The sequence below is a fragment of the Salipiger sp. ABF4_146 genome, assembly GCF_056161345.1.
On the sequence record NZ_JBSWYX010000011.1, the window covers coordinates 43,700 to 62,082 of the forward strand.

Consider the following 18,383-nt stretch of genomic DNA (forward strand, 5'->3'; position numbering starts at 1 on the left):
GTCTTCCGTGAAATTTAACCTTCACACTCCATGTTTCGAGCGGCTTCCCGCCGGTCAATATAGGCTTGCGATGCCAGCGGGGTATCCTCGGGCAGGCGCCATTTTTTCCTGTACTGCTCGGGGGTCATGCCCAGCACCTCGCGCAAGTGCCGGCGAAGCAACGGTTTCTGCATGCCGGTTTCGCGGCAGACCAGCATCGAATATGTTTCTTGGGCAAGCGGCGTCTCTTCAACCCGCTGCCAACGAAACACCCGCGACAGAAACCCTTGCATCACTTTACGCATACCCTTGTCTCTTCTTGAGCCTCTCCTGATGTGGCAAATAGGAATCGAAGGTTAATCTAGGTTGAACAAATACAATTCGCGTCAGGTCATGGGAGTTTTTTTGTCAAAAACCCGACATTGGAGTGGCGGATGAGTCAGCGTGCTTCTTTTGCCGCGGTGGTTGAGCGGGATACGCTGCGCCGCCGGGAATGGGCAGAACTCATGGAACTCAGCGGGTTGCGCCGTGTGCTGCGCCGCGCCCGCCCCGCGGAAGTGCGCGATCTGATCACCCATGACGTGCCGCTGACCGCGATGATCGTTGGGCTTTCGGCGCATGGCGCGCGCGACAGCGACATGCTCGCCCTCATCGCGGCGGTGCGCCGCCACGCGCCGGGCGCGGTGATCCTTGGCATCGACCACGGAAACCGTGCGCATGGCGCGGCCGAGATCTTTGCCGCCGGGGCCGATGACGCATTGCGCGGGGATCATGATCCGTCCGAATTGAAAGCCCGGCTGGCGGCGCGTTTATGCCATGCCTCGCACGCCGGACAGCGCGCCGCGCGGTTGGTCCAATTGGGCCTCACCCCGCTCGAGGAACGGATCCTCGCCTGCTTGAACGAGCGTCGTGGCGAGATCATCAGCAGGCCGGAACTGGCCGCCGATGTAGCGGGCGAGGAGTGGAACTATGGGGACCGGCGGTTCGATGTTCACATCGCACGGATCCGCAAGAAGTTGGCCGATCAATACGGCGAAGCACTGCGCGTGCGCACAATCCGCGCTCAGGGGTACGTGCTGGAAGGCGACGCGCCGCTTTAGGCGGCGCAGATCTCGCGCAGCGCGGCGAACGGGACACTCCAATCGCCCGCCTGTTGTTGGCGGTGCATTGCAAGCACCCCATACCACGGATCGATCTCCGCCTCGCGCCCCCAGTACCACATGCATTCGGCGCCGGTTGGCACCAGTACATGCGTTTCGGGATGCCCGAGCGCACCGCAAACATGCGCGGTGGTGTTGTCGACGGTGACGATTCGATCAAGGGCTGCGCATTGCGCGGCAAAGGCGGCAAGGTCGGTCATCTGATCGACCTCGGGGTCGCTGTAAAACTCAACATCCGGCCGCGCCCCCTGTGCTTCGGCGATCTCCTCGTCCGTGCGGCCATACTGCAGACTCACAACAAAAGCACCCTCAGGCAGCAGCTTGACCATCTCGTGCAGCGGAACCGAACGCAGATGCCCGATCAGGCTGCGGGCCGCCCAAGCCAGCCCGAAGATCGGCCGATCCCCCGCCAAAGCCGCATAGCGCTGCCGGAACGCGCGCACCTGCCGCGGGTCTGGACGCAGAAAGCTGCCGCGCCGCGCGGCAGCCGTGTGTTCGGGGATATACCGCACAAGATCGCCGAGGGCGACGACCTGCCCGGGCGCAGGCGCTTCGGTCTCTACGCCAAGATCCTCTGTCGAGATCATCTGCAGCCCCAGCGTGTTTCCGGCAAGCAGATCGATTTGGCGCGGCTCTGCCACAAAGATCACGTCGCAGGCCTCGGGCACCGGCAGGATGCGGGTCAGCGCCAGAAGCGCAAGCTGGTCACCGATGCCCTGCTCGCTGATGAGATAGATACGATCCTGCGCAAGCAGGTTGTCTTTTTCCGAGTTCTCGGACGGGACCTTAACCCGGAAGTTCGGCGTGTGACGGCGGAAGTAGTGCGGCACGCCTTCCTCGTACTCTCCGAGCGAGAAACAGAAGGTGCCATAGGCCCGCGCGGGCTCTTCAAGGTTCTCAACCACATGCATCGACTCGACATAAGCGTGGCGGGCTTCGGTCAGGTTACCGGCATCGAGATAGGCGTTGGCCGCGAAAGCGCGCGCCCGGCCATAGGACATCGGGTCGGTGAATTCGTGATCCTCGGCCAGTTCGATCAGCTCCGCATGCTTCGACTGGAAGCGCAGCGCCCCGAGCAGGATCACCATCACCACATCGCGCGCCTGAAAATCAGAGGCAAGCAACTCACGGCCCCAGGCCTCTGCATCGGCCATGCGGCCCGAATGAAACAGCGCCGAGAGCCGTGCGACCTTGCCCTGCTCTGTGTCGGGCGAAAGCTCATAACCACGTTCGAGCCATTTCACCGAGTCCGGCTTGCAGTCTTCGATCTCGGCCAGCGTTGTGCCGATCTCCAGCGTCAGCTCGGGATGGTCGAGCTTTTCGGCAATTGGCCCCAGAACCTCGACCGCCTGCGGCACCCGCGCAGCTTTTTTCATCAGACCCAGATAGAGCTGCATCATCGGGATCTCGCGGTTGCCCGCCTTGAACGCCGCGGCCATGTATTTGAGTGTCGGCTCCGGCTCGCCGCATAGGAAATGCGACTTGGCCAGCCCGGTCAGCACTTCCATCAGCTTGGGCGCAGTTTCCTCGGCCTTGGCAAAAAACGCCTTGGAGGTTTCCGCCTCGCGCCGCTTCAGCGCCGCCATGCCCAGAATGACCCAAGGATGCGGGTTGTCGGGCACCGAGCGGGTCAGCGGCACCACCAGTTGGCAGGCCTCGGGCAGCTTGTCGGCCTTGATCAACTGATAGGCCTGATGCACGGCCAGCGCCCGATCCCCGGTCACCCCATAGAGCTTGGCCCCACGCGCCGCGATGGCCCGCTTTTCCTTGCGCGAGAGGACTTGGGTGTTCATGAGCGCTCCTTCGGGACGGCGAAATACTTGGTGCTATGCGTGGTGAAGGTGCTGTCGGCGATGCGGTAGCCGGCCTTGCGGCACCAGCTTTGGGCAAACCCCATGACGTTTTCGCGCAGGACCTCGATCCAGATCACCGGACGGTCGCGGGCAATCAGAGCCGCCGCGCCGGCCAGCACGTCCAGTTCCATGCCCTTGGCGTCGATCTTGATAAAATCGGCCCGCTCATCGGCCAACAGACTGTCGAGCGCGGGCACCTCGGGGCGGCTTTTTGGCGCGACCATCAGGCCGGTGGTGATCATGGGCATCGCAGCGGGCTCGGGGACGGCCGCCTCATCCCGCCACTGCAGACCGCAGCGGTCGACCATCGCCTCGATCCCATTCGCCGCGATATTCTCGTCAAGCAAATGCAGGGCGGCGTCATCGGCCTTGGGCTCGACCAGATAAATCCGCTCCGGCGCGAGGTTACGGGCATACCAGACCACGTGGTTCCCAACGTTGGCACCCACTTCAACGATGCGCGGATGGTCCGCGTCGAGCAGTTTGGGCAGCTTGGCCAGAGCGTCTTCTTCGAAAAAGCGCCCCTCCACATGGCTGTGCTGGATCGCATCCGTTGGGTCGGTGAGGCGCATGCGCACCGGCGTGCCTTGCCCGTCGTCGAACTCTGCCCAGACCGGCACCTGCGCCACTTGGGCGCGCCATTGCAGCGCCACTGCGCGGCTCCAGTCCGCGCCCGTCGCCGAGCGCGGACCCGTGGAATGCACGCCGCGCTTGTTGAGAAAGAAGATCTCCGGTCGCTTGGCGCAGCGCGCCTCGGTCCAGAGTTGGCAAAAGAACTTGTAGTCCTCGCCGGTGTCGAGCGCCGTGTCGAAGCCGATCCGCGCCGCCAGTTCCGCGCGGTAGAACCCGCCGATCTGCACCGCGTTATAAGGCGCCACGGCCAGATATTGCGCGCGACTGTCGAGCGTCGTTGGCTGGCCCTCGCGCAGCTCGGGCTCCCCGTTCGCCTCGAGCGTACAGATCAGCCCCCAGACCACGTCCAGATCGGGCTCGGCGGCGATGACCCGACCGAATGCCTCGAAGGCATTGGGCGTCAGCAGGTCGTCGGCATCCAGAAAGAATACCCAGTCGACACCCTCGGACACCGCCCGCTGCAGCGCTTCGTTGCGGCGCGCAGACCGGCCATGACGACCAACGGTGTCATCCATCATGTAATGATGGACCTCGGCGAAGGGCCCCATATCGAAGCTTTTAGCCTGTGCGACCGATGGCGCACAGACCTGCTCGAACAGCGCGGCATGGCCCGGCCCGACCGGGGTGATCACCGCGCATTTCATTTTTCGGCCTCCGGCTTCGCGTCAAACGCCAGATCGAACACCGGCGCGTCAAAGGCCAGTGGCAGTTCCACCGCGTTCATCATCGTGCCGGTCATCAACCCGCCCCCGACCAGCGCGACCAAGGCAACCCGCACCGGTGAAAGCAAGCGCCGCGGGCGGGATTTGGCGGGCGCCGTGATCGGCTCCGGCGCGATCTCTTCCGGTTCGGGCGCGGGCGGCGGCAGCACGGCGCCGGGCGCGACGAAGACGCCGTGATCGGTCACCGTCACCTCGGCCGTGCGCGGCGCAGCGGCAAAGCGCTGGCGCAGGCCCGCCGGGAAGCGCGCTTCGGGGATGTCGATCACCAGCGGCTCGCCCGCTTTCCAGCCCGCCACAGCTTTGCGCGGCAATACGAAGCGCGAGAAATCGTCGCGAAAGCCAACCTCCTGCACCAGAACCGTGCGCGATGTGATGGTCACCAATTCCGGCGCCAAGGTCACCCGCACGCCGCGGTAGCCAAGGCTGATCTCGGCTTCGACAAACTGGCAGTCCGCATCCCGCATGACCTCGGCCGAGGCATAGCCCTCGGGCATATCACTGGCCGGGGCCTTGCGCCGGCGCGGGGGCTTCGGTGCGGGCTCGGAGAAGTGCAGACGCGGGCGCCAGCGGAACGGCTCTGCCGGTTTCGGCGCGGCAGCGACCGGTTGCGGGGCCGGGTCAGGCGTGGGCGCAGGGCGGGATTTGCGGTCCGCCTCGAAGCGGTAGTTGATCAGGTAGTCGTCGGCCATCTCGGCCAGATCATCCTCGCCCGCCACCAGCTTCAAAAGCTTCTGTTCGTCCGAGAACAGCACACGGCGGGTCGGATGACCCTCGACCTGCGGCACCACGGCAAAGCCGCCCGCCGGCGCACCCAGAACCGCCGCAGCCTTCCGCAGCACGTCGCGGCCCTCGTCACGGTGGTGCAACAGCATCTCGCAGGTGCCGACATCATCGAGGCACAGCGCGAGGCCGATCTCTTCGGGCCAGTCGGGAAAGACCGTCCGCAGCTCGCAGGCTTCGAAGAAATAAACGAGTTTTTCGGCTTTCATGATCAGACGCCCCGAACAGTTCTTCGACTTCCTCATCTATCCTTGATTATACTTGAACAAAAGTCAAATTTACTTATGCTTGGACATGAGAACCGGCGCATTCCGGCAACAAGAGCCCAAGCAGAGATCCCTTCCATGACGTTGATACTCGGCCTCGCCCTCGTTTTCGGTCTCGTTTTCGGGGGGTTCATCCTCTCCGGCGGCAAGATGGACATCGTGCTGCACGCGCTGCCCTTCGAAGGCATGATGATCGGGGGCGCGGCGATCGGTGCCTTCGTCATCGCCAACAGCTTTTCGGTGATCAAGAGCTCGGGCAAGGGCATCGTCAAGGTGATGAAAGGCCCGCGCTGGAAGAGCAAGGACTACACTGACCTTCTGAACCTGATGTTCGAACTGTCGCGCATCTATAAGGCCAAGGGCATCCTCGCGCTCGACACCCACATCGAGTCGCCCAAGGAGAGTGACATCTTCGCGCGCTACCCGCGGATCGCGTCGGATCATTTCGCCCTTGAATTGATCCGCGACAGCTTCCGCATGCTGTCGATGCAGTTCGACGACAAGTATCAGACCGAGGACGTGATCAACCGCAAGATCAAGAAGCACCACCATGAATCCATGGCCTCGGTGCATGCGATCCAGCAGATGGCCGACGGGCTGCCCGCCATCGGCATCGTTGCGGCGGTTCTGGGGGTGATCAAGACGATGTCCTCGATCGACCAGCCGCCGGAAATCCTTGGCGGCATGATCGGCGGCGCGCTGGTGGGCACCTTCCTTGGCGTGTTCCTTGCCTATTGCATGGTGCAGCCGATCTCGGGCCGCCTCAGCCAGATCGAGGAAGAAGACGCCGCCTTCTACCACATCATCCGCGATATCTTTGTCGCCATGGTCGCCGACCACCCGCCAAGCATCTGCGTCGAGATCGGCCGCGGCAACATTCCCACCCGCATGCAGCCCGATTTCTACGAGGTCGAGGCCGCGCAAAAGGAACTGCCCGCGGCATGATGCGGGCGGCCACCCTCGCCCTGTTTGGGCCGCTGCTGCTGGCGCTGCTCTCGGGCGGCGCCTTTGCCGCCTCCGCGCCGCAGGACGCGGCGGAAGAGGACGAGCCGAATTTCCTCTCAGCCGCGCGCGGCGGCACGTTCAGCGAAATCCCGCCCTCGGGCAACGGCTTCCCCGCCGATCTGCTGGCCGCCATGCGCCGCAAGCTCGGCGGCGAGCGCCCGGTGCCCGACGCGCCGCAGCCCCCGGACGCCTCAGATGGCCACTGAAGCCGCCCGCCGCCGGCTGCGTGCGCTGGAGGTGATGGAGCGCGTCAAATCGCTCGAGACAGAACGGCAGGCCGCCGAAACCGGCGCGATCCGAGCCCGCATGGACAAGCTGGAAAACGACAAGACCGCCCTGCTCCACCGCCTGTCGGGGGAGTCGCGCATCGACGGGCTCGAAGGCGCGCCCTACCTCGGCCGCTTTATCCGCTCGATCCGCGCCGAGGTCGACCGCATCTCCAGCGACGCCGCCAAGCTCGCGCCGGACCTCGCCCGGTCGGAAGAGAAGCTGCGCGCCGCGCTGGCCGAGCAGAAAACCTATGAAATCCTGCGCCTCAAGCGTCTGGCCGAAGAGCGCCGCGCCGCCGAAAAGCGCGAAGCCGACGCGCAAGATGAGCTATCGTTGCTGCGCTGGCACCGCTGAGGCCCGCGAGGCCACACGCGCGCTGCCCGCAGCATGATCTTCCGACGCATGCCCGCCTTTGCCCGTCACCGTACCGGCGCCAGCCCCACTTGACGCTAGGGCAACAAGGCCACACCGGACCCGGCAATTCACCCTGAGGTAGTTGTGCAATTGCTTTTTTCGCGCCGCTGTGAAACGATTTCTGCACGGGTTTCGCACCGCAATTTAATTCCGCGAAATCAGATATTTTCGAGACCATGTATTCAACGAGTTCCGCCTTGGCAGCGCAAAGTCCCGCTCTGCGGATCGGCGTCGTTAATGTCAGAGTCACCTCAGGAACGAGGATATTGCCATGCCCATTCGCCCATTGCTTCCCTTCCGCCTGATCGCCAGCGGCCTTGCCGTCTCGGCCCTGCCGCTCGCCGCCGCCGCGCAGGAGAGCGGGCCGCAGTTCAGCTTCGGTCTTACCACCTTCGCCGATGCCGCGATCGAGGGCGACGCCGATGACGACGGCCGCTACAGCTGGCGCGCCGACATCAAGATGAGCTACGGCGAGATCTGGGATGGCGGCTCGGTCAGTGCGCATCTCGAATATGCCGACGGTGATGATTTCGTCGGATTTGGCGAGGGCGGGGTGATCTGGCCAACCAACGTCTTTTCGGCGCTGCCCCGCGCCACCGCGGACGAAAACACCACGCTGTCGCTGACCTTGACGCAGCAGTTCTCGCCCAGCACCAGCCTGACCTTCGGCAAGTTCAACGTGATCGATCTTGCGGAACAGACGCCGCTGCAGGGCGGTCAGGGTCAGGGCGGCTTCCAGTACATCGGTCTCGCGGCACCGGGCAACTTCGTGCTGCCCCCCTATGTGTTCGGCGGCATGCTGTCGGTGAAGACCGATCCGATGATCTTCTCGTTCTTCCTTTATGATCCCAACAACGCGCAGGGCGAGGATTTCTGGGACAACCTTTTCGACGACGGTCTGGTCTACAATGGCACGATCACCTTCGCCACGGCACTCAATGGTCAGCCGGGCTTTTACAATCTCAACCTCGTGCATTCGACCAAGAAGGGCACCGACTACGAGTCGCTGCTGCTGTCCACCGACGACGAGAGCTTTGCCAGCACCAAAAAGGGCGTGAGCTACGCCGGTCTGAGCTTCCAGCAGTACCTGTGGAGCAACCCGCAGAACCCGGCGCAGGGCTGGGGCGTCTTTGGTCAGGTGGGCTTTGGTGACGGCAATCCCAATCCGCTCGACGCGCTCTATCTCGTCGGGGTCGGCGGCAACGCTCCCTTTGCCGGGCGCGAAAGCGACCGCTGGGGCATCGCATGGTCGCGCTACGACTGGTCGAACAAACTGGGCGAGGCGCTGGATGCCTATGGCGTCGAGCTGGAAGACGAATGGGCGGTCGAGGCCTTCTACGAGGCAGCGCTGACTGAAAACTGGCGCATCGGGGGCAACGTGATGCGGGTCAAGCCGGGCTTTGAAAACTACGACGAGTTCACGCAGATCGGCTTCCGCCTGCGCGCCACCTTCTGAGCCTCGGCTTGCCGATCAACCGGCTGTCCCCGCGGGGACAGCCGGTTTCGCCACACGGTCATCTCTGGCGGGCGCGCCAGAGGCGCCCCCTGCGCTGCGGCCTGCTGCAGCCGGCAACGATCATCGACCGCAGTTTGGACCACACCTTCGGACCGCTGCTTGATGTTCCGCAAACACTCCGCTCCCACGTCGTCCCCGCAAGGCAAAGCGCCGGCCCGATCGATCGGACCGGCGCTCGCCGTTCCGCTCTGCGTTGCCTGACAGCGTCAGATCAGCGCGCGCGGGATCGCCTCGTTCCACGTCTTGGTGAAGACCTCCTCGCCGTTCAGCGTGACAACCATGGTGGCGGTCAGGAAGAAAGTCTCAGAGTCGCAGGTCATCTCGCTGTCGAGCACCGACCGGGTTTCCCAGCCCTCGCGGCCCATCTCGTAATCCTGATGCAGCTTGTAACGTGCGCTGGTGGGATCATCGGGATGGATGGTGAGCTCACGCCGCAGGCTGTGCGACAGCACCGTGCCGATCTCGTCGAAACGCAGCACACCTTCGCCGAACAGCCCGCCTTCGCCGTTGGTCACATAGGTGACCTCGCCGGTGAGGTAATCTGTGGTCACGTGGCGCTCGAGCTTGGCGGGCCGGATCATTGTGACCGGGCAGGCCCGGCCATGCGCTGGCGGCTCGAAGCCGGGGTGCGCATCGCCGCCCGCGCGCTGCGGCAGGTGCAGCAGGCTTTGGGCGGTGTCGATGGTCAGGGTGGCGGCCTCGGGCGCGGGCCAGATGATCGGCCAATAGGCCGTACCCACCGAGACCCGCAGTTTATGGCCCGCGGCGAAACGGTGGCCGCAGGTCGAGAGTTTGACCTTCACCGTCTCGAACTGCCCCGGCACCAGCGCTTCGGGCGTCTCGTGGCCGTTGCGGTGGGTGAGGTTCAGCACTTGATAGCTGACGCGGGTGACCTTGCCGTCGGGGGCCACATCGCCAAGCCGCACCACCACTTGCGCCACCGGCTTGTCCGAGGCGAGGTGCAGGTCAAGCTCGGGCACGCCGAGGACCTCCAGATCGTCCTGCAGCACCTCGGTTTCGAAGACAAGCGCGCCGCCGTCCTCGATACGCTGGTCGGCGGGCATCTCGCCCGGGCAGCCGACCCCCATCCATTCGCCCGAGGCGATGCCGTGGCTCTGCGGCGACCGGATCGGCAGCAGCCCACCCTCTTCCGGCGCATCGGTGAGCGCGCCGCCCGGCGTCAGGTGAAGCGCATGCATCGGCTCGGCCAAGGGCCAGTCGGATCCAACCCAGCGGCCGGGCTGATCCGGGCGCGAGGTTTCGGGCGCGATCGGATCATTGATGTAGGCGCGCAGCTTGGGCTCCTCCATCACGCCGCTGTCTTTCCCCTTCAGCCACTGGTCCCACCAGCGTGTCGCCTCCTGTAGAAAGCCGATCGCCGGGCCGGGCACGCCATCTTGCGGATACACATGCCCCCAAGGTCCGATGATGCCCCGCGTCGGCACCGAGAGGTTCTCCAGCAGGCGCGGCACAGAGTTGGTGTAGCTGTCGGCCCATGCGCCGACGACCATCACCGGGCACTGGATGTCGCTGTAGTCTTCCTGCACCGAGCCGTGCTTCCAATAGGCGTCATAGCTCTGATGCTCGGCCCAGAGCGCCGGGAAGAAGGGCAGCGTTTCCAGACGCTGCTGCCAGTCCTCGCGCCAGCTGTCGCCGACGATCTCGGGATCCAGCGGGCGGGCTTGATAGCCCATCATGATCGAGCCCCACCAGAAATTGTCGTTCAGCAGGCAGCCATTCATGAAGTGAATGTCGTCCTTGAACCGGTCGTCGGTGGAGTAGCAGGTGATGATCGCCTTCAGCGCCGGCGGGCGCCGCGCGGCGACCTGCAGCGCGTTGAAGCCCGACCAGCTTTTGCCCATCATCCCGACGTTGCCGTCGCACCAGTCCTGCGCGGCGATCCACGCGATGACCTCGCAGGCGTCGTCCTGTTCCAGTTCCAGATACTCGTCGGCCATGTGGCCCTCGGACTCGCCGCTGCCGCGGATGTCGACGCGCACGGCAGCATAGCCGTTCTCGGCGAAATAGCCGTGCATCGCCTCGTCGCGGGCGCGGGTGCCGTCGCGCTTGCGGTAGGGGATGTACTCCAGAACTGCCGGGACAGCGTGGCTGCGCGCGCCCTCGGGCAGGAACAGCCGGGCGCCGAGGCGGGTGCCGTCGGACATGGGAATCCAGACGTGTTCGATGAATTCGGTGGCCATGATGACTTCCGTTTCTCGTGTGTATTCAGATGTGTGTTCGGGTCAGGACGCGCGGGCGGCCAGCACCTTGTCGAGCCACCCGCGATCCAGCTGCGGCACCGAGTCCAGCAGCTTGCGGGTGTAGGGATCACGTGGCGCCTCGAAGAGCGTGGCGGTATCCGCCTCCTCGACGATCCGGCCCTTCTGCATCACCACGGTACGATCGGCGAGCCGGCGGACCACCGACAGATCGTGCGTGATGAAGAGGTAGGTCATACCCAGTTCGTCCTGCAGCTTGCGCAGCAGGCGCAAGATATCCTCGGCAACCAGCGGATCGAGCGCCGAGGTGACCTCGTCGCAGATCATCAGGTCAGGCTCGGCGGCCAGCGCGCGGGCGATGCAGACACGCTGCTTCTGCCCGCCTGAAAGCGCGCCGGGCAGACGCCCTGCCATCTCGGCGGGCAGGCCGATGAGGTCGAGCAGCCGCGCCACCTCTTCTTGTTGTGCCTTGCCCTTGAGCCCGCGGAAGGTCTGCAGCGGGCGGCCGATGGTCTCTGCCACGGTCTGGCGCGGGTTCAAGGCCACGTCGGGCAGCTGGTAGATCAGCTGGATTCGGCGCAGAAGGTCGGTCGTGCGTTTGCGGTAGCTCTCGGCCAATGGCGCGCCGTCGAACTGCACCTGCCCCGCCGACGGGGCCAAGAGCCCCGAGACCAGCCGCGCCAGCGTCGACTTGCCCGAGCCGGACTCGCCGACGATGGCGACCGTCTCGCCGCGTTTTACCGACAGGTTCACGTCATACAGCACCGGCGTCTTGCCGTAGGCGGCAGAGACGTTTTCGACGCGCAGGACTTCCTCGCCCGTCCGGTGATGCGCACCGGCCTCGGCGTTGAGGCTCGCTTGCCGTTCCGAGACCAGCCGCTGGGTGTACGCTTCGCGCGGGGCAGCGAGGATCTGCTCGGTGGTGCCGGTCTCGACCTCTGCGCCGTGGCGCAGCACCATCAGCCGGTCGGCCACCTGCGCGATCACCGCCAAATCGTGGGTGATATAGAGCGCCGAGGTGCCGTACTTGCGGATCGTCTCGCGCAGGAGCAGCAACACCTCGATCTGCGTGGTCACGTCGAGCGCCGTGGTCGGCTCGTCAAGCACGAGGATGTCGGGCTTGCAGGACATGGCCATGGCGACCATCGCCCGTTGCAGCTGCCCGCCCGAGACTTGGTGCGGGTAGCGGCGACCGAAGGTTTCCGGCTCGGGCAGGCCGAGCGCGGTGAAAAGCTCGATCATCCATGCGCGCGCCTCGGCGGCACTCATCTGGCCGTGCCGCAGCGGGCCTTCCATAATCTGCCGCTCCAGCCGATGCGCGGGGTTGAAAGCCGCCGCCGCGCTCTGCGCCACATAGGCGATGCGCGCGCCGCGCACGGCCTCGCGCTCGGCGCGGCTGGTGGAGGCAAGGTCCTTGCCCGCCAGTTCGATGCTGCCGCCGGTGATCCGGCAGCCGCCGCGCCCATAGCCCATCGACGCAAGACCGATGGTCGATTTGCCCGCGCCGCTCTCGCCGATCAGGCCGAGGATCTCGCCCTGTTCGAGGTCAAGCGAGACGCCGTGCAGCAGTTCGGTGCCCTCTGCGGTGGCGACGCGCAGGTCGCGGATACGAAGGATATCGCTCATCGGTTGTCTCCCTGCACGGTGGTGTGGCCAGCCAGTAGCCAGTCGACGGTGAGGTTCACCCCGATGGTCACCATGGCGATGGCGGCGGCGGGGAAGAGCGGCGCGTACAGCCCGTAGAGGATGCCCTGCTGGTTGTCGCGCACCATCCCGCCCCAGTCGGCGAAGGGTGGCTGCACCCCAAGCCCGAGGTACGAAAGCCCCGCGACGAAAAGGAAGGTGAAGCAAAAGCGCATGCCGAACTCGGCCACCAGTGGCGGCAGCGCGTTGGGCAGGATCTCGCGGCGGATCATCCAGCCAAGGCCCTCGCCGCGCAGACGGGCGACTTCGGCGTATTCCATCACGTTGATGCCCTGCGCCACCAGCCGTGCGAGGCGGAAGACGCGGGTGCTGTCGAGGCAGGCGATGGTCACAATCAGCACCGGCAGCGACGAGCCAAGCGCCTGCAGCACGACCAGCGCCGAGATCAGCACCGGGATCGACATGACTGTGTCGACGACGCGCGACAGCACCAGGTCCAGCCAGCCGCCCCGGATCGCCGCGAGGATGCCGAGCGGCACGCCGATGGCGAAGCTCAGGCACACGGCGGCCAGCGAAATGCCGATCGACATCTGCGCGCCGTAGAGAAGGCGCGAGAGCATGTCGCGGCCGTTCTGGTCAAAGCCCAGCGGATGGCCCGGCTGCGGCATGTCGAATGGCATGCCGACGATCTCTTCCTGTCCGAAGGGCGCCAGCATCGGGCCAAACAGGAACAGGATCGCATTCGCGGCGATCAGCGCCATGCCGATCCAGCCGGTCAGCGGGATATTGGAAACACGGCTCATCTTACGCCTCCTTTCCGCGCGGGTGGCGCAGACGGGGGTTGAGCGCGATGGCGGCGATGTCGGCGATCATGTTGAGGATCACGTAGGCGGCGCCGAAGATCATCGCGGCGGCCTGCACCATCGGCAGGTCACGCTTCGACACGGCGTCGACCATGAAGCGGCCCAGCCCGTTGTAGTTGAACACCGCCTCGACCAGCACGACGCCGGTGATCAGATAAGCGATGTTGAACGACACCACGTTGACGATCGGCGCGGCGGCATTGGGCGCGGCGTGGCGCATCACCACACGGCCGTTCTTCAGCCCCTTGAGGAAGGCGGTCTCGATATAGGGCTGGTCCATGACGCCGAGCACAGTGGTGCGGGTCATGCGCAGGATCTGTGCCGTGGTGACCATCACCAGCACCAGCATCGGCAGCGTCGTGGCGTGGAACCACGCGGCAACGCCCATGCCCTCGTAGGTGTCCGCAAGGCTTGGCAACCAGCCGGTCTTCACCGACAGCCAAAGCACCAGTAGCAGGCCAAGGAAGTATTCCGGCAGCGACACGAAGGCGAGCGCGGCAACGTTGGCGGCCCGGTCGAAGATCGTGCCGCGCTTGGCGGCGGCGAAAATGCCGAGGCTGACGGCCAGCGGCACGGCGATCACGCCAGCGTAGGCGGCCAGCGCCATGGTGTTCCAGAAGCGCGGCCAGAGCAGATCCGAGACCGGCTGCCCCGAGGCCATAGAGCGGCCCATGTCGCCGGTGAGGATGCCCCCCAGCCAGTCGAAGTAGCGCTGCAGCGCGGGCACATCGAGGCCCAGTTCACTGCGCAGCGCGGCGAGCGACTCGGGCGTTGCGTTCTGCCCGAGGATGGCGCCGGCCACGTCGCCCGGCAGGATCTCGGTTCCGGCAAACACCAGAACCGAGACCAGCCAGAGCGTCAGAAGCCCGAGGCCGGCACGTTTTGCGATCAACGAAACCATCAGCCGTCCAGCCAGACCTTTTCGGCCATGCGCGCGCCCATCAGGTTGAACATCGCATGGGGCTTCACGCCCTTCACGTCGGTCGAGACAGCGTCGAGGTAATCGCCGAACATCGGGATCATCGCGCCGCCGTCCTCGTGGATCAGCGCCTGACATTCCCAGTAGATCTCGCGGCGCTTCTCTTCGTCGAGCAGCGCGCGGGCCTCTTTGAGCAGCGCGTCAAAGCGGTCGTTGCTCCAGCGAGTGTCGTTGTAGGACGAGTTGGACTCATAGGCGATCGACAGCATCTGGTCGGCGGTCGGACGGCCGCCCCAGTAGGACATGCAGAACGGCACCTGCATCCACACGTCGCTCCAGTAGCCATCCGCCGGTTCGCGTTTGATGGTCACGTCGACGCCCGCGCCGGTGGCCGCGCTGCGGAACACCGCCGCCGCATCGACCGCACCGGAGAAGGCCGCGTCGGAGGCCGAGAGGGTGACGGCGAGCGGGTCGAACCCGGCCTTCTTGGCGTAGAACTGCGCCTGCTCGGGGTCGTAGGCGCGCTGTTCCAGTTCCGAGTTGTAGAAACGGTCGGTCTGCGGGATCGGGTGGTCGTTGCCCAGCTGGCCAAAGCCGGCGAGCGCGGTCTGCAGAAGCTGCTCGCGGTCCACCGCGTGCTTGATCGCGAGGCGGGCGTTGACGTCGGTGAACGGCGCCTTGGTGCAATCCATCAGGAAGGTGAAGTGCTGACCGCCGGCCGAGCGCACGATCTCGAGGTTGGGATTGCGGCCCAGCAGGTTGACCGTCTTGAAATCGACCGAGTTGATCGCATGCACCTGCCCCGACATCAGCGCGTTGGTGCGGGCGGTCACATCGTTGATCACCACCACCTCGACAGCATCGACGTTGGCGCAGCCGGGCTTCCAGTAGCTCTCGTTCCGCACGAAGCGGCCGCGCACGCCGGGCTCGACACGCTCGGGCGTGAACGGGCCCGTGCCGATCGGGTTCGACCAGTCGTCAAAGCCCTCGGGCACCACCAGCAGGTGATAGTCGGACAGCAGGTAGGGCAGGTCGGCGTTGCCGCTTTCCAGCGTGATGCGGATCTGGTGCTCGCCCAGTTTCTCGATCTCGGTGATCGGCGCGAGGATCGAGCGCGCCGCCGAGGAGCTTTCGCCGCGGTGCAGGTTGAGCGAGTAAATCACGTCATCGGCGGTGAGCGATTTGCCGTTGTGGAAGGTCACGCCCTGACGGACGTCGAAAACCCACGCGGCAGCGCCTTCCTCGGCTTCCCAACCGGCGAAGAGCTCGGGCTGGGCGATGTTGTCGGAGTCGATTTCCACGAGGCCGTTCATGACCATGTAGGCTTGGTTCACCGGCACCCAGTCGGCCAGCTTACGGACATCGAAGTCGTCTGTGGTCGACCCGCCGCTGATGCCGAGCTTCAGCGTGCCGCCCTTGCGCGGGGTTTCCTGTGCGCGCAGCGGCAGGCCGCTGAGGCCGACGAGACCCATTCCTGCGGCCCCGGCAAGTAGTCCGCGGCGGCTGATACCCGACATGTCATGAACGTTCGTCATGGCGTCTCTCCTGTGGATTCTTCGCTATACACGGCTTGGAGCCGAATTGGCGCGGAACATCCCGGGGATTGCTTAGAGGTACAAATGAATTTTTGTCATACCCCTCTGAGCGCCCCTCAAGAGAGAGTTTTTGGGCAACGAAATCAGCGTCTTGCGGAAGTCTCTGCCTTAGACCGCGCGCCAACGACGATTGTTTTCGACCAGCCAATCGCCGACCTGCCGCGCCACCTGCCGCTGATGACGTGTGGTGGGCCGCATGAGGTAGTACTGCCCGTGGCCGCGGAACGGGCGGGCATCGGCGGGCACCAGTTCGCCGCTTTCGAGGTAATCGACGATGAACCACGTCCAGCCCATCGCGATGCCGACGCCGCGCCGCGCCGCCTCGACCGACAGGTGGTAATCGCCCAGCTTCCAGCGGGTCGCCGTATCAGGCAGGTGCACATCCATCGCGGCGAGCCAGTTGCCCCAGTCTGTCCACTCTTTGTGCGTCTCTTCCACGGTGAGCAGCAGCGGCGCCTCGGCATCGATCAGCGGCACCGCGCCGGGCGCCATCACCGGCAGCATCTCCTCCGGGCCCAGCACGTCAACCACGTGATCGGCGGGGCGGTTCGGACGGTAGTAGATGGCCAGATCGTACTCATCGTGCCGCAGTTGCTGGAAGAAGTCGTTGACGATCAGCTTCAACTCCAAGCCGGGGAACGCGTCACGCAGCCGGGTCAGCCGCGGCAGCATCCACAGATCGGCCACGGCCCGAGAGCAGGCGATGGTCACCTTATCCTGGCCGCGCCGGGTGATCTGCCCCGCCTCCAGCGATTGCAGCGCGTCGAGCGCCCGGCCCACTTCCTTGGCGTATTCCTCGCCGATCCGGGTGAGCACCACCCCCGAGGGCTGGCGTTCGAACAGCGCGGCGCCGACGTGATCTTCGAGCGATGCGATCTGGCGACTGATGCCGCTTTGCGTGAGCGCGAGCAATTCGGCGGCGCGGGTGAAGCTGCCGCAGCGCGCCACGGTCTGAAAGGCGAGCAGGCTGCGCAGCGGCGGGAGACGGGCGATATCCATGCGCCGCTTATAGAGCCCCGCACCAGGGGTGCGAAAGGGCTGCGACGCACGAAGCGTCGGCCCCGGCAGATGCGGGGCCGACGTGGGTTCCGCTCGAGGATCAGGCCAGGGATCAGGCCAGCCGCCGACGGCGCCCGGTCAGATGCACGATGATCTCGACCGCGGCCAGCACCAGCATCGACAGTCCAACCAGCGGAAAGAAAACCCCCGCCGCCAGCGCCATCAACAGCAGCACCCGCGGGATGCGCCCGTCTGTGGGCATCTGCGGCACGCCGAGCGCCCCTGACGGTCGGCGCTTCCACCACATCACCGCGCCGGAGACGCACAGCCCGACCATCGCCACGCAGGCCAGCAGCAGCACGATCTGGTTCGCCAGCCCCCACTCCTGCCCCATGTGCACGCTAACGCCCCATTCGGCCCAGCGGCCCAGCGTTCCCAGATCGGCAAAGCCCGCATCATAAAGCACCTCGCCGCTGTACTGATCGAGGTGGATGATCCGCTCGTCGCTGATGTCGTCGGGATAGGCCGAGGCGGTGAACACCCCCTGCGGCCCGTTTGGCATCGACACCGCATAGCCCGGCACGATGCCCAGTGCCTCGACCTTTGCGACAACGCTGTCGAGCGCCTGCGGCACCCCCGCGTCTGCCTCCGAGAGCGGCGTGGCCTGCTGTTCCATGATCCAAGGCGCGCGGTCCACCACATCTGACACAGGCACGGTCGAAACAGGGGCACCCGACCAGTAGCCATCCGGCATCCCCAGCCCTAGCGCGTAGGCGTAGTCATAGAACTTTCCGCCCCAGACACCCGACCACGGCAGCCCGGTCATCGCGAGAAAAACCATAAAGACACCGGTATAAAGTCCTGTGACCGCGTGCAGATCGCGCCACCATGGCCGGCCGCGCTTGGCCTTGATGCTGACGGTGCCGAGCTTGCGCTCGCGCGGCAGCCACAGGAAGATCCCCGTGCCCACCAGCAGCACCATCCAGCCCGCCGCCGCCTCGATCAGCCGGTTGCCGAACCAGCCGACGTATTCCAATGAGTGCAGCTTGCGGACCACATACATCGCCGGGCTGCCCGCCGCACCGCCGTCCCAGAGCGTGCCCAGCACATCGCCGGTGTAGGGGTCGACGTAGATGGTGTCCTTGAGGCCGTCATCGCCAAGGATGTCGACTTCGGCGCTACGGTCCGGCGCCGCGGCGGGGCTGTAGGCTTTGAGCGTGCCGGGGTGCGTGGCCAGCGCCGCGGCGGTGATCTGCGACGGCGCAAGCGCCGCGCCGCGCTCCTCGACGAAGCGGAGCGGGGTGTAGGCGGCACCGTTTATCTCATCTTTGAAGAGATAGATGCCCCCAGTGATGGCGAGGATAAGGACGAAGGGCAGAACCATCAGCCCTGCGATAAAATGCCAGCGCCAGACGGCGCGGTAGAGCGCGGCGGAGGCCGCGCGATGTGTCTGTTCTGTCATGGGTCCATTCCAATTGGCCCGCCGCCGTGACGGGACCTGAGGCAAGAGCAATCCGGCGGCAAAGCCGCGCAGAGGGACGTCGGG

At 65.4% G+C, this 18,383-nt stretch carries 16 protein-coding genes; 5 read left to right on the top strand and 11 right to left on the bottom strand.

Annotation, left to right across the window (positions count from 1 at the left end; genetic code table 11):
- Positions 1-14 precede the first annotated feature (14 nt).
- The gene (locus ACXAJT_RS16530) at positions 15-284 is read right to left on the bottom strand and encodes a MucR family transcriptional regulator (RefSeq protein WP_475237027.1); all 270 of its coding nucleotides are present in this window, start codon (positions 282-284) and stop codon (positions 15-17) included.
- Positions 285-413: 129 nt separating this feature from the next.
- Here ACXAJT_RS16530 and ACXAJT_RS16535 point away from each other — a divergent pair, with 129 nt between their 5' ends.
- Positions 414-1,079, top strand: coding sequence for a response regulator transcription factor (locus ACXAJT_RS16535; RefSeq protein WP_475237028.1), 666 nt, complete (start codon positions 414-416; stop codon positions 1,077-1,079).
- On the opposite strand, the gene ACXAJT_RS16540 is transcribed toward ACXAJT_RS16535, so the two are convergent.
- Genes ACXAJT_RS16540 through ACXAJT_RS16550 form a run of 3 tightly spaced genes read right to left on the bottom strand, consistent with a single transcriptional unit; the run spans position 1,076 to position 5,336 of the window.
- The gene (locus ACXAJT_RS16540) at positions 1,076-2,932 is read right to left on the bottom strand and encodes a hypothetical protein (protein ID WP_475237029.1); all 1,857 of its coding nucleotides are present in this window, start codon (positions 2,930-2,932) and stop codon (positions 1,076-1,078) included. The genes ACXAJT_RS16535 and ACXAJT_RS16540 overlap by 4 nt on opposite strands.
- On the bottom strand, positions 2,929-4,269 hold the full coding sequence (locus ACXAJT_RS16545; RefSeq protein ID WP_475237031.1) for an FkbM family methyltransferase: 1,341 nt from the start codon (positions 4,267-4,269) through the stop codon (positions 2,929-2,931). Before ACXAJT_RS16545 ends, ACXAJT_RS16540 begins: the two co-directional genes overlap by 4 nt.
- Positions 4,266-5,336, bottom strand: a complete 1,071-nt coding sequence (locus ACXAJT_RS16550) for a hypothetical protein (protein ID WP_475237033.1) — start codon at positions 5,334-5,336, stop codon at positions 4,266-4,268. The genes ACXAJT_RS16545 and ACXAJT_RS16550 overlap by 4 nt, the downstream gene beginning before the upstream one ends.
- 135 nt (positions 5,337-5,471) lie before the next feature.
- On the opposite strand from ACXAJT_RS16550, the gene motA reads away from it, so the two are divergent.
- The 4 genes from motA to ACXAJT_RS16570 all read left to right on the top strand — a co-directional run bounded on the left by motA (position 5,472) and on the right by ACXAJT_RS16570 (position 8,538).
- Positions 5,472-6,338, top strand: a complete 867-nt coding sequence (gene motA / locus ACXAJT_RS16555) for a flagellar motor stator protein MotA (protein WP_475237034.1) — start codon at positions 5,472-5,474, stop codon at positions 6,336-6,338.
- A complete protein-coding gene (locus ACXAJT_RS16560; RefSeq protein ID WP_475237035.1) occupies positions 6,335-6,604 on the top strand; it encodes a hypothetical protein in 270 nt (89 codons plus the stop codon). The genes motA and ACXAJT_RS16560 overlap by 4 nt, the downstream gene beginning before the upstream one ends.
- Complete coding sequence (locus tag ACXAJT_RS16565; protein WP_475237036.1) at positions 6,594-7,022, top strand: flagellar FliJ family protein; 429 nt, start codon at positions 6,594-6,596, stop codon at positions 7,020-7,022. The genes ACXAJT_RS16560 and ACXAJT_RS16565 overlap by 11 nt, the downstream gene beginning before the upstream one ends.
- Before the next feature lie 331 nt (positions 7,023-7,353).
- Positions 7,354-8,538, top strand: coding sequence for a carbohydrate porin (locus ACXAJT_RS16570; RefSeq protein WP_475237037.1), 1,185 nt, complete (start codon positions 7,354-7,356; stop codon positions 8,536-8,538).
- Between the two features lie 266 nt (positions 8,539-8,804).
- Here the strand turns inward: ACXAJT_RS16570 and ACXAJT_RS16575 are convergent, their stop codons facing one another.
- From ACXAJT_RS16575 to ACXAJT_RS16605, 7 genes are all read right to left on the bottom strand, one after another.
- Positions 8,805-10,799, bottom strand: a complete 1,995-nt coding sequence (locus ACXAJT_RS16575) for a CocE/NonD family hydrolase (protein ID WP_475237038.1) — start codon at positions 10,797-10,799, stop codon at positions 8,805-8,807.
- A 42-nt stretch (positions 10,800-10,841) separates the two neighbouring features.
- A complete protein-coding gene (locus ACXAJT_RS16580; RefSeq protein ID WP_475237039.1) occupies positions 10,842-12,443 on the bottom strand; it encodes an ABC transporter ATP-binding protein in 1,602 nt (533 codons plus the stop codon).
- The gene (locus ACXAJT_RS16585; protein ID WP_475237040.1) at positions 12,440-13,264 is read right to left on the bottom strand and encodes an ABC transporter permease; all 825 of its coding nucleotides are present in this window, start codon (positions 13,262-13,264) and stop codon (positions 12,440-12,442) included. The genes ACXAJT_RS16580 and ACXAJT_RS16585 overlap by 4 nt, the downstream gene beginning before the upstream one ends.
- 1 nt (position 13,265) lies before the next feature.
- Complete coding sequence (locus ACXAJT_RS16590) at positions 13,266-14,225, bottom strand: ABC transporter permease (protein WP_475237042.1); 960 nt, start codon at positions 14,223-14,225, stop codon at positions 13,266-13,268.
- Positions 14,225-15,778, bottom strand: coding sequence for an ABC transporter substrate-binding protein (locus tag ACXAJT_RS16595; RefSeq protein ID WP_475237045.1), 1,554 nt, complete (start codon positions 15,776-15,778; stop codon positions 14,225-14,227). Before ACXAJT_RS16595 ends, ACXAJT_RS16590 begins: the two co-directional genes overlap by 1 nt.
- A 168-nt stretch (positions 15,779-15,946) precedes the next feature.
- On the bottom strand, positions 15,947-16,837 hold the full coding sequence (locus tag ACXAJT_RS16600) for a LysR family transcriptional regulator (RefSeq protein WP_475237046.1): 891 nt from the start codon (positions 16,835-16,837) through the stop codon (positions 15,947-15,949).
- Between the two features lie 112 nt (positions 16,838-16,949).
- Positions 16,950-18,299, bottom strand: a complete 1,350-nt coding sequence (locus ACXAJT_RS16605; protein ID WP_475237047.1) for a PepSY-associated TM helix domain-containing protein — start codon at positions 18,297-18,299, stop codon at positions 16,950-16,952.
- Between the last annotated feature and the right edge of the window lie 84 nt (positions 18,300-18,383).

Bases quoted from the DNA above. Each gene is read 5' to 3' on its own strand.
- ACXAJT_RS16530 (WP_475237027.1), bottom strand. From the start codon at position 284: ATGCGTAAAGTGATGCAAGGGTTTCTGTCGCGGGTGTTTCGTTGGCAG.
- ACXAJT_RS16535 (WP_475237028.1), top strand. From the start codon at position 414: ATGAGTCAGCGTGCTTCTTTTGCCGCGGTGGTTGAGCGGGATACGCTG.
- ACXAJT_RS16540 (WP_475237029.1), bottom strand. From the start codon at position 2,932: ATGAACACCCAAGTCCTCTCGCGCAAGGAAAAGCGGGCCATCGCGGCG.
- ACXAJT_RS16545 (WP_475237031.1), bottom strand. From the start codon at position 4,269: ATGAAATGCGCGGTGATCACCCCGGTCGGGCCGGGCCATGCCGCGCTG.
- ACXAJT_RS16550 (WP_475237033.1), bottom strand. From the start codon at position 5,336: ATGAAAGCCGAAAAACTCGTTTATTTCTTCGAAGCCTGCGAGCTGCGG.
- motA (WP_475237034.1), top strand. From the start codon at position 5,472: ATGACGTTGATACTCGGCCTCGCCCTCGTTTTCGGTCTCGTTTTCGGG.
- ACXAJT_RS16560 (WP_475237035.1), top strand. From the start codon at position 6,335: ATGATGCGGGCGGCCACCCTCGCCCTGTTTGGGCCGCTGCTGCTGGCG.
- ACXAJT_RS16565 (WP_475237036.1), top strand. From the start codon at position 6,594: ATGGCCACTGAAGCCGCCCGCCGCCGGCTGCGTGCGCTGGAGGTGATG.
- ACXAJT_RS16570 (WP_475237037.1), top strand. From the start codon at position 7,354: ATGCCCATTCGCCCATTGCTTCCCTTCCGCCTGATCGCCAGCGGCCTT.
- ACXAJT_RS16575 (WP_475237038.1), bottom strand. From the start codon at position 10,799: ATGGCCACCGAATTCATCGAACACGTCTGGATTCCCATGTCCGACGGC.
- ACXAJT_RS16580 (WP_475237039.1), bottom strand. From the start codon at position 12,443: ATGAGCGATATCCTTCGTATCCGCGACCTGCGCGTCGCCACCGCAGAG.
- ACXAJT_RS16585 (WP_475237040.1), bottom strand. From the start codon at position 13,264: ATGAGCCGTGTTTCCAATATCCCGCTGACCGGCTGGATCGGCATGGCG.
- ACXAJT_RS16590 (WP_475237042.1), bottom strand. From the start codon at position 14,225: ATGGTTTCGTTGATCGCAAAACGTGCCGGCCTCGGGCTTCTGACGCTC.
- ACXAJT_RS16595 (WP_475237045.1), bottom strand. From the start codon at position 15,778: ATGACGAACGTTCATGACATGTCGGGTATCAGCCGCCGCGGACTACTT.
- ACXAJT_RS16600 (WP_475237046.1), bottom strand. From the start codon at position 16,837: ATGGATATCGCCCGTCTCCCGCCGCTGCGCAGCCTGCTCGCCTTTCAG.
- ACXAJT_RS16605 (WP_475237047.1), bottom strand. From the start codon at position 18,299: ATGACAGAACAGACACATCGCGCGGCCTCCGCCGCGCTCTACCGCGCC.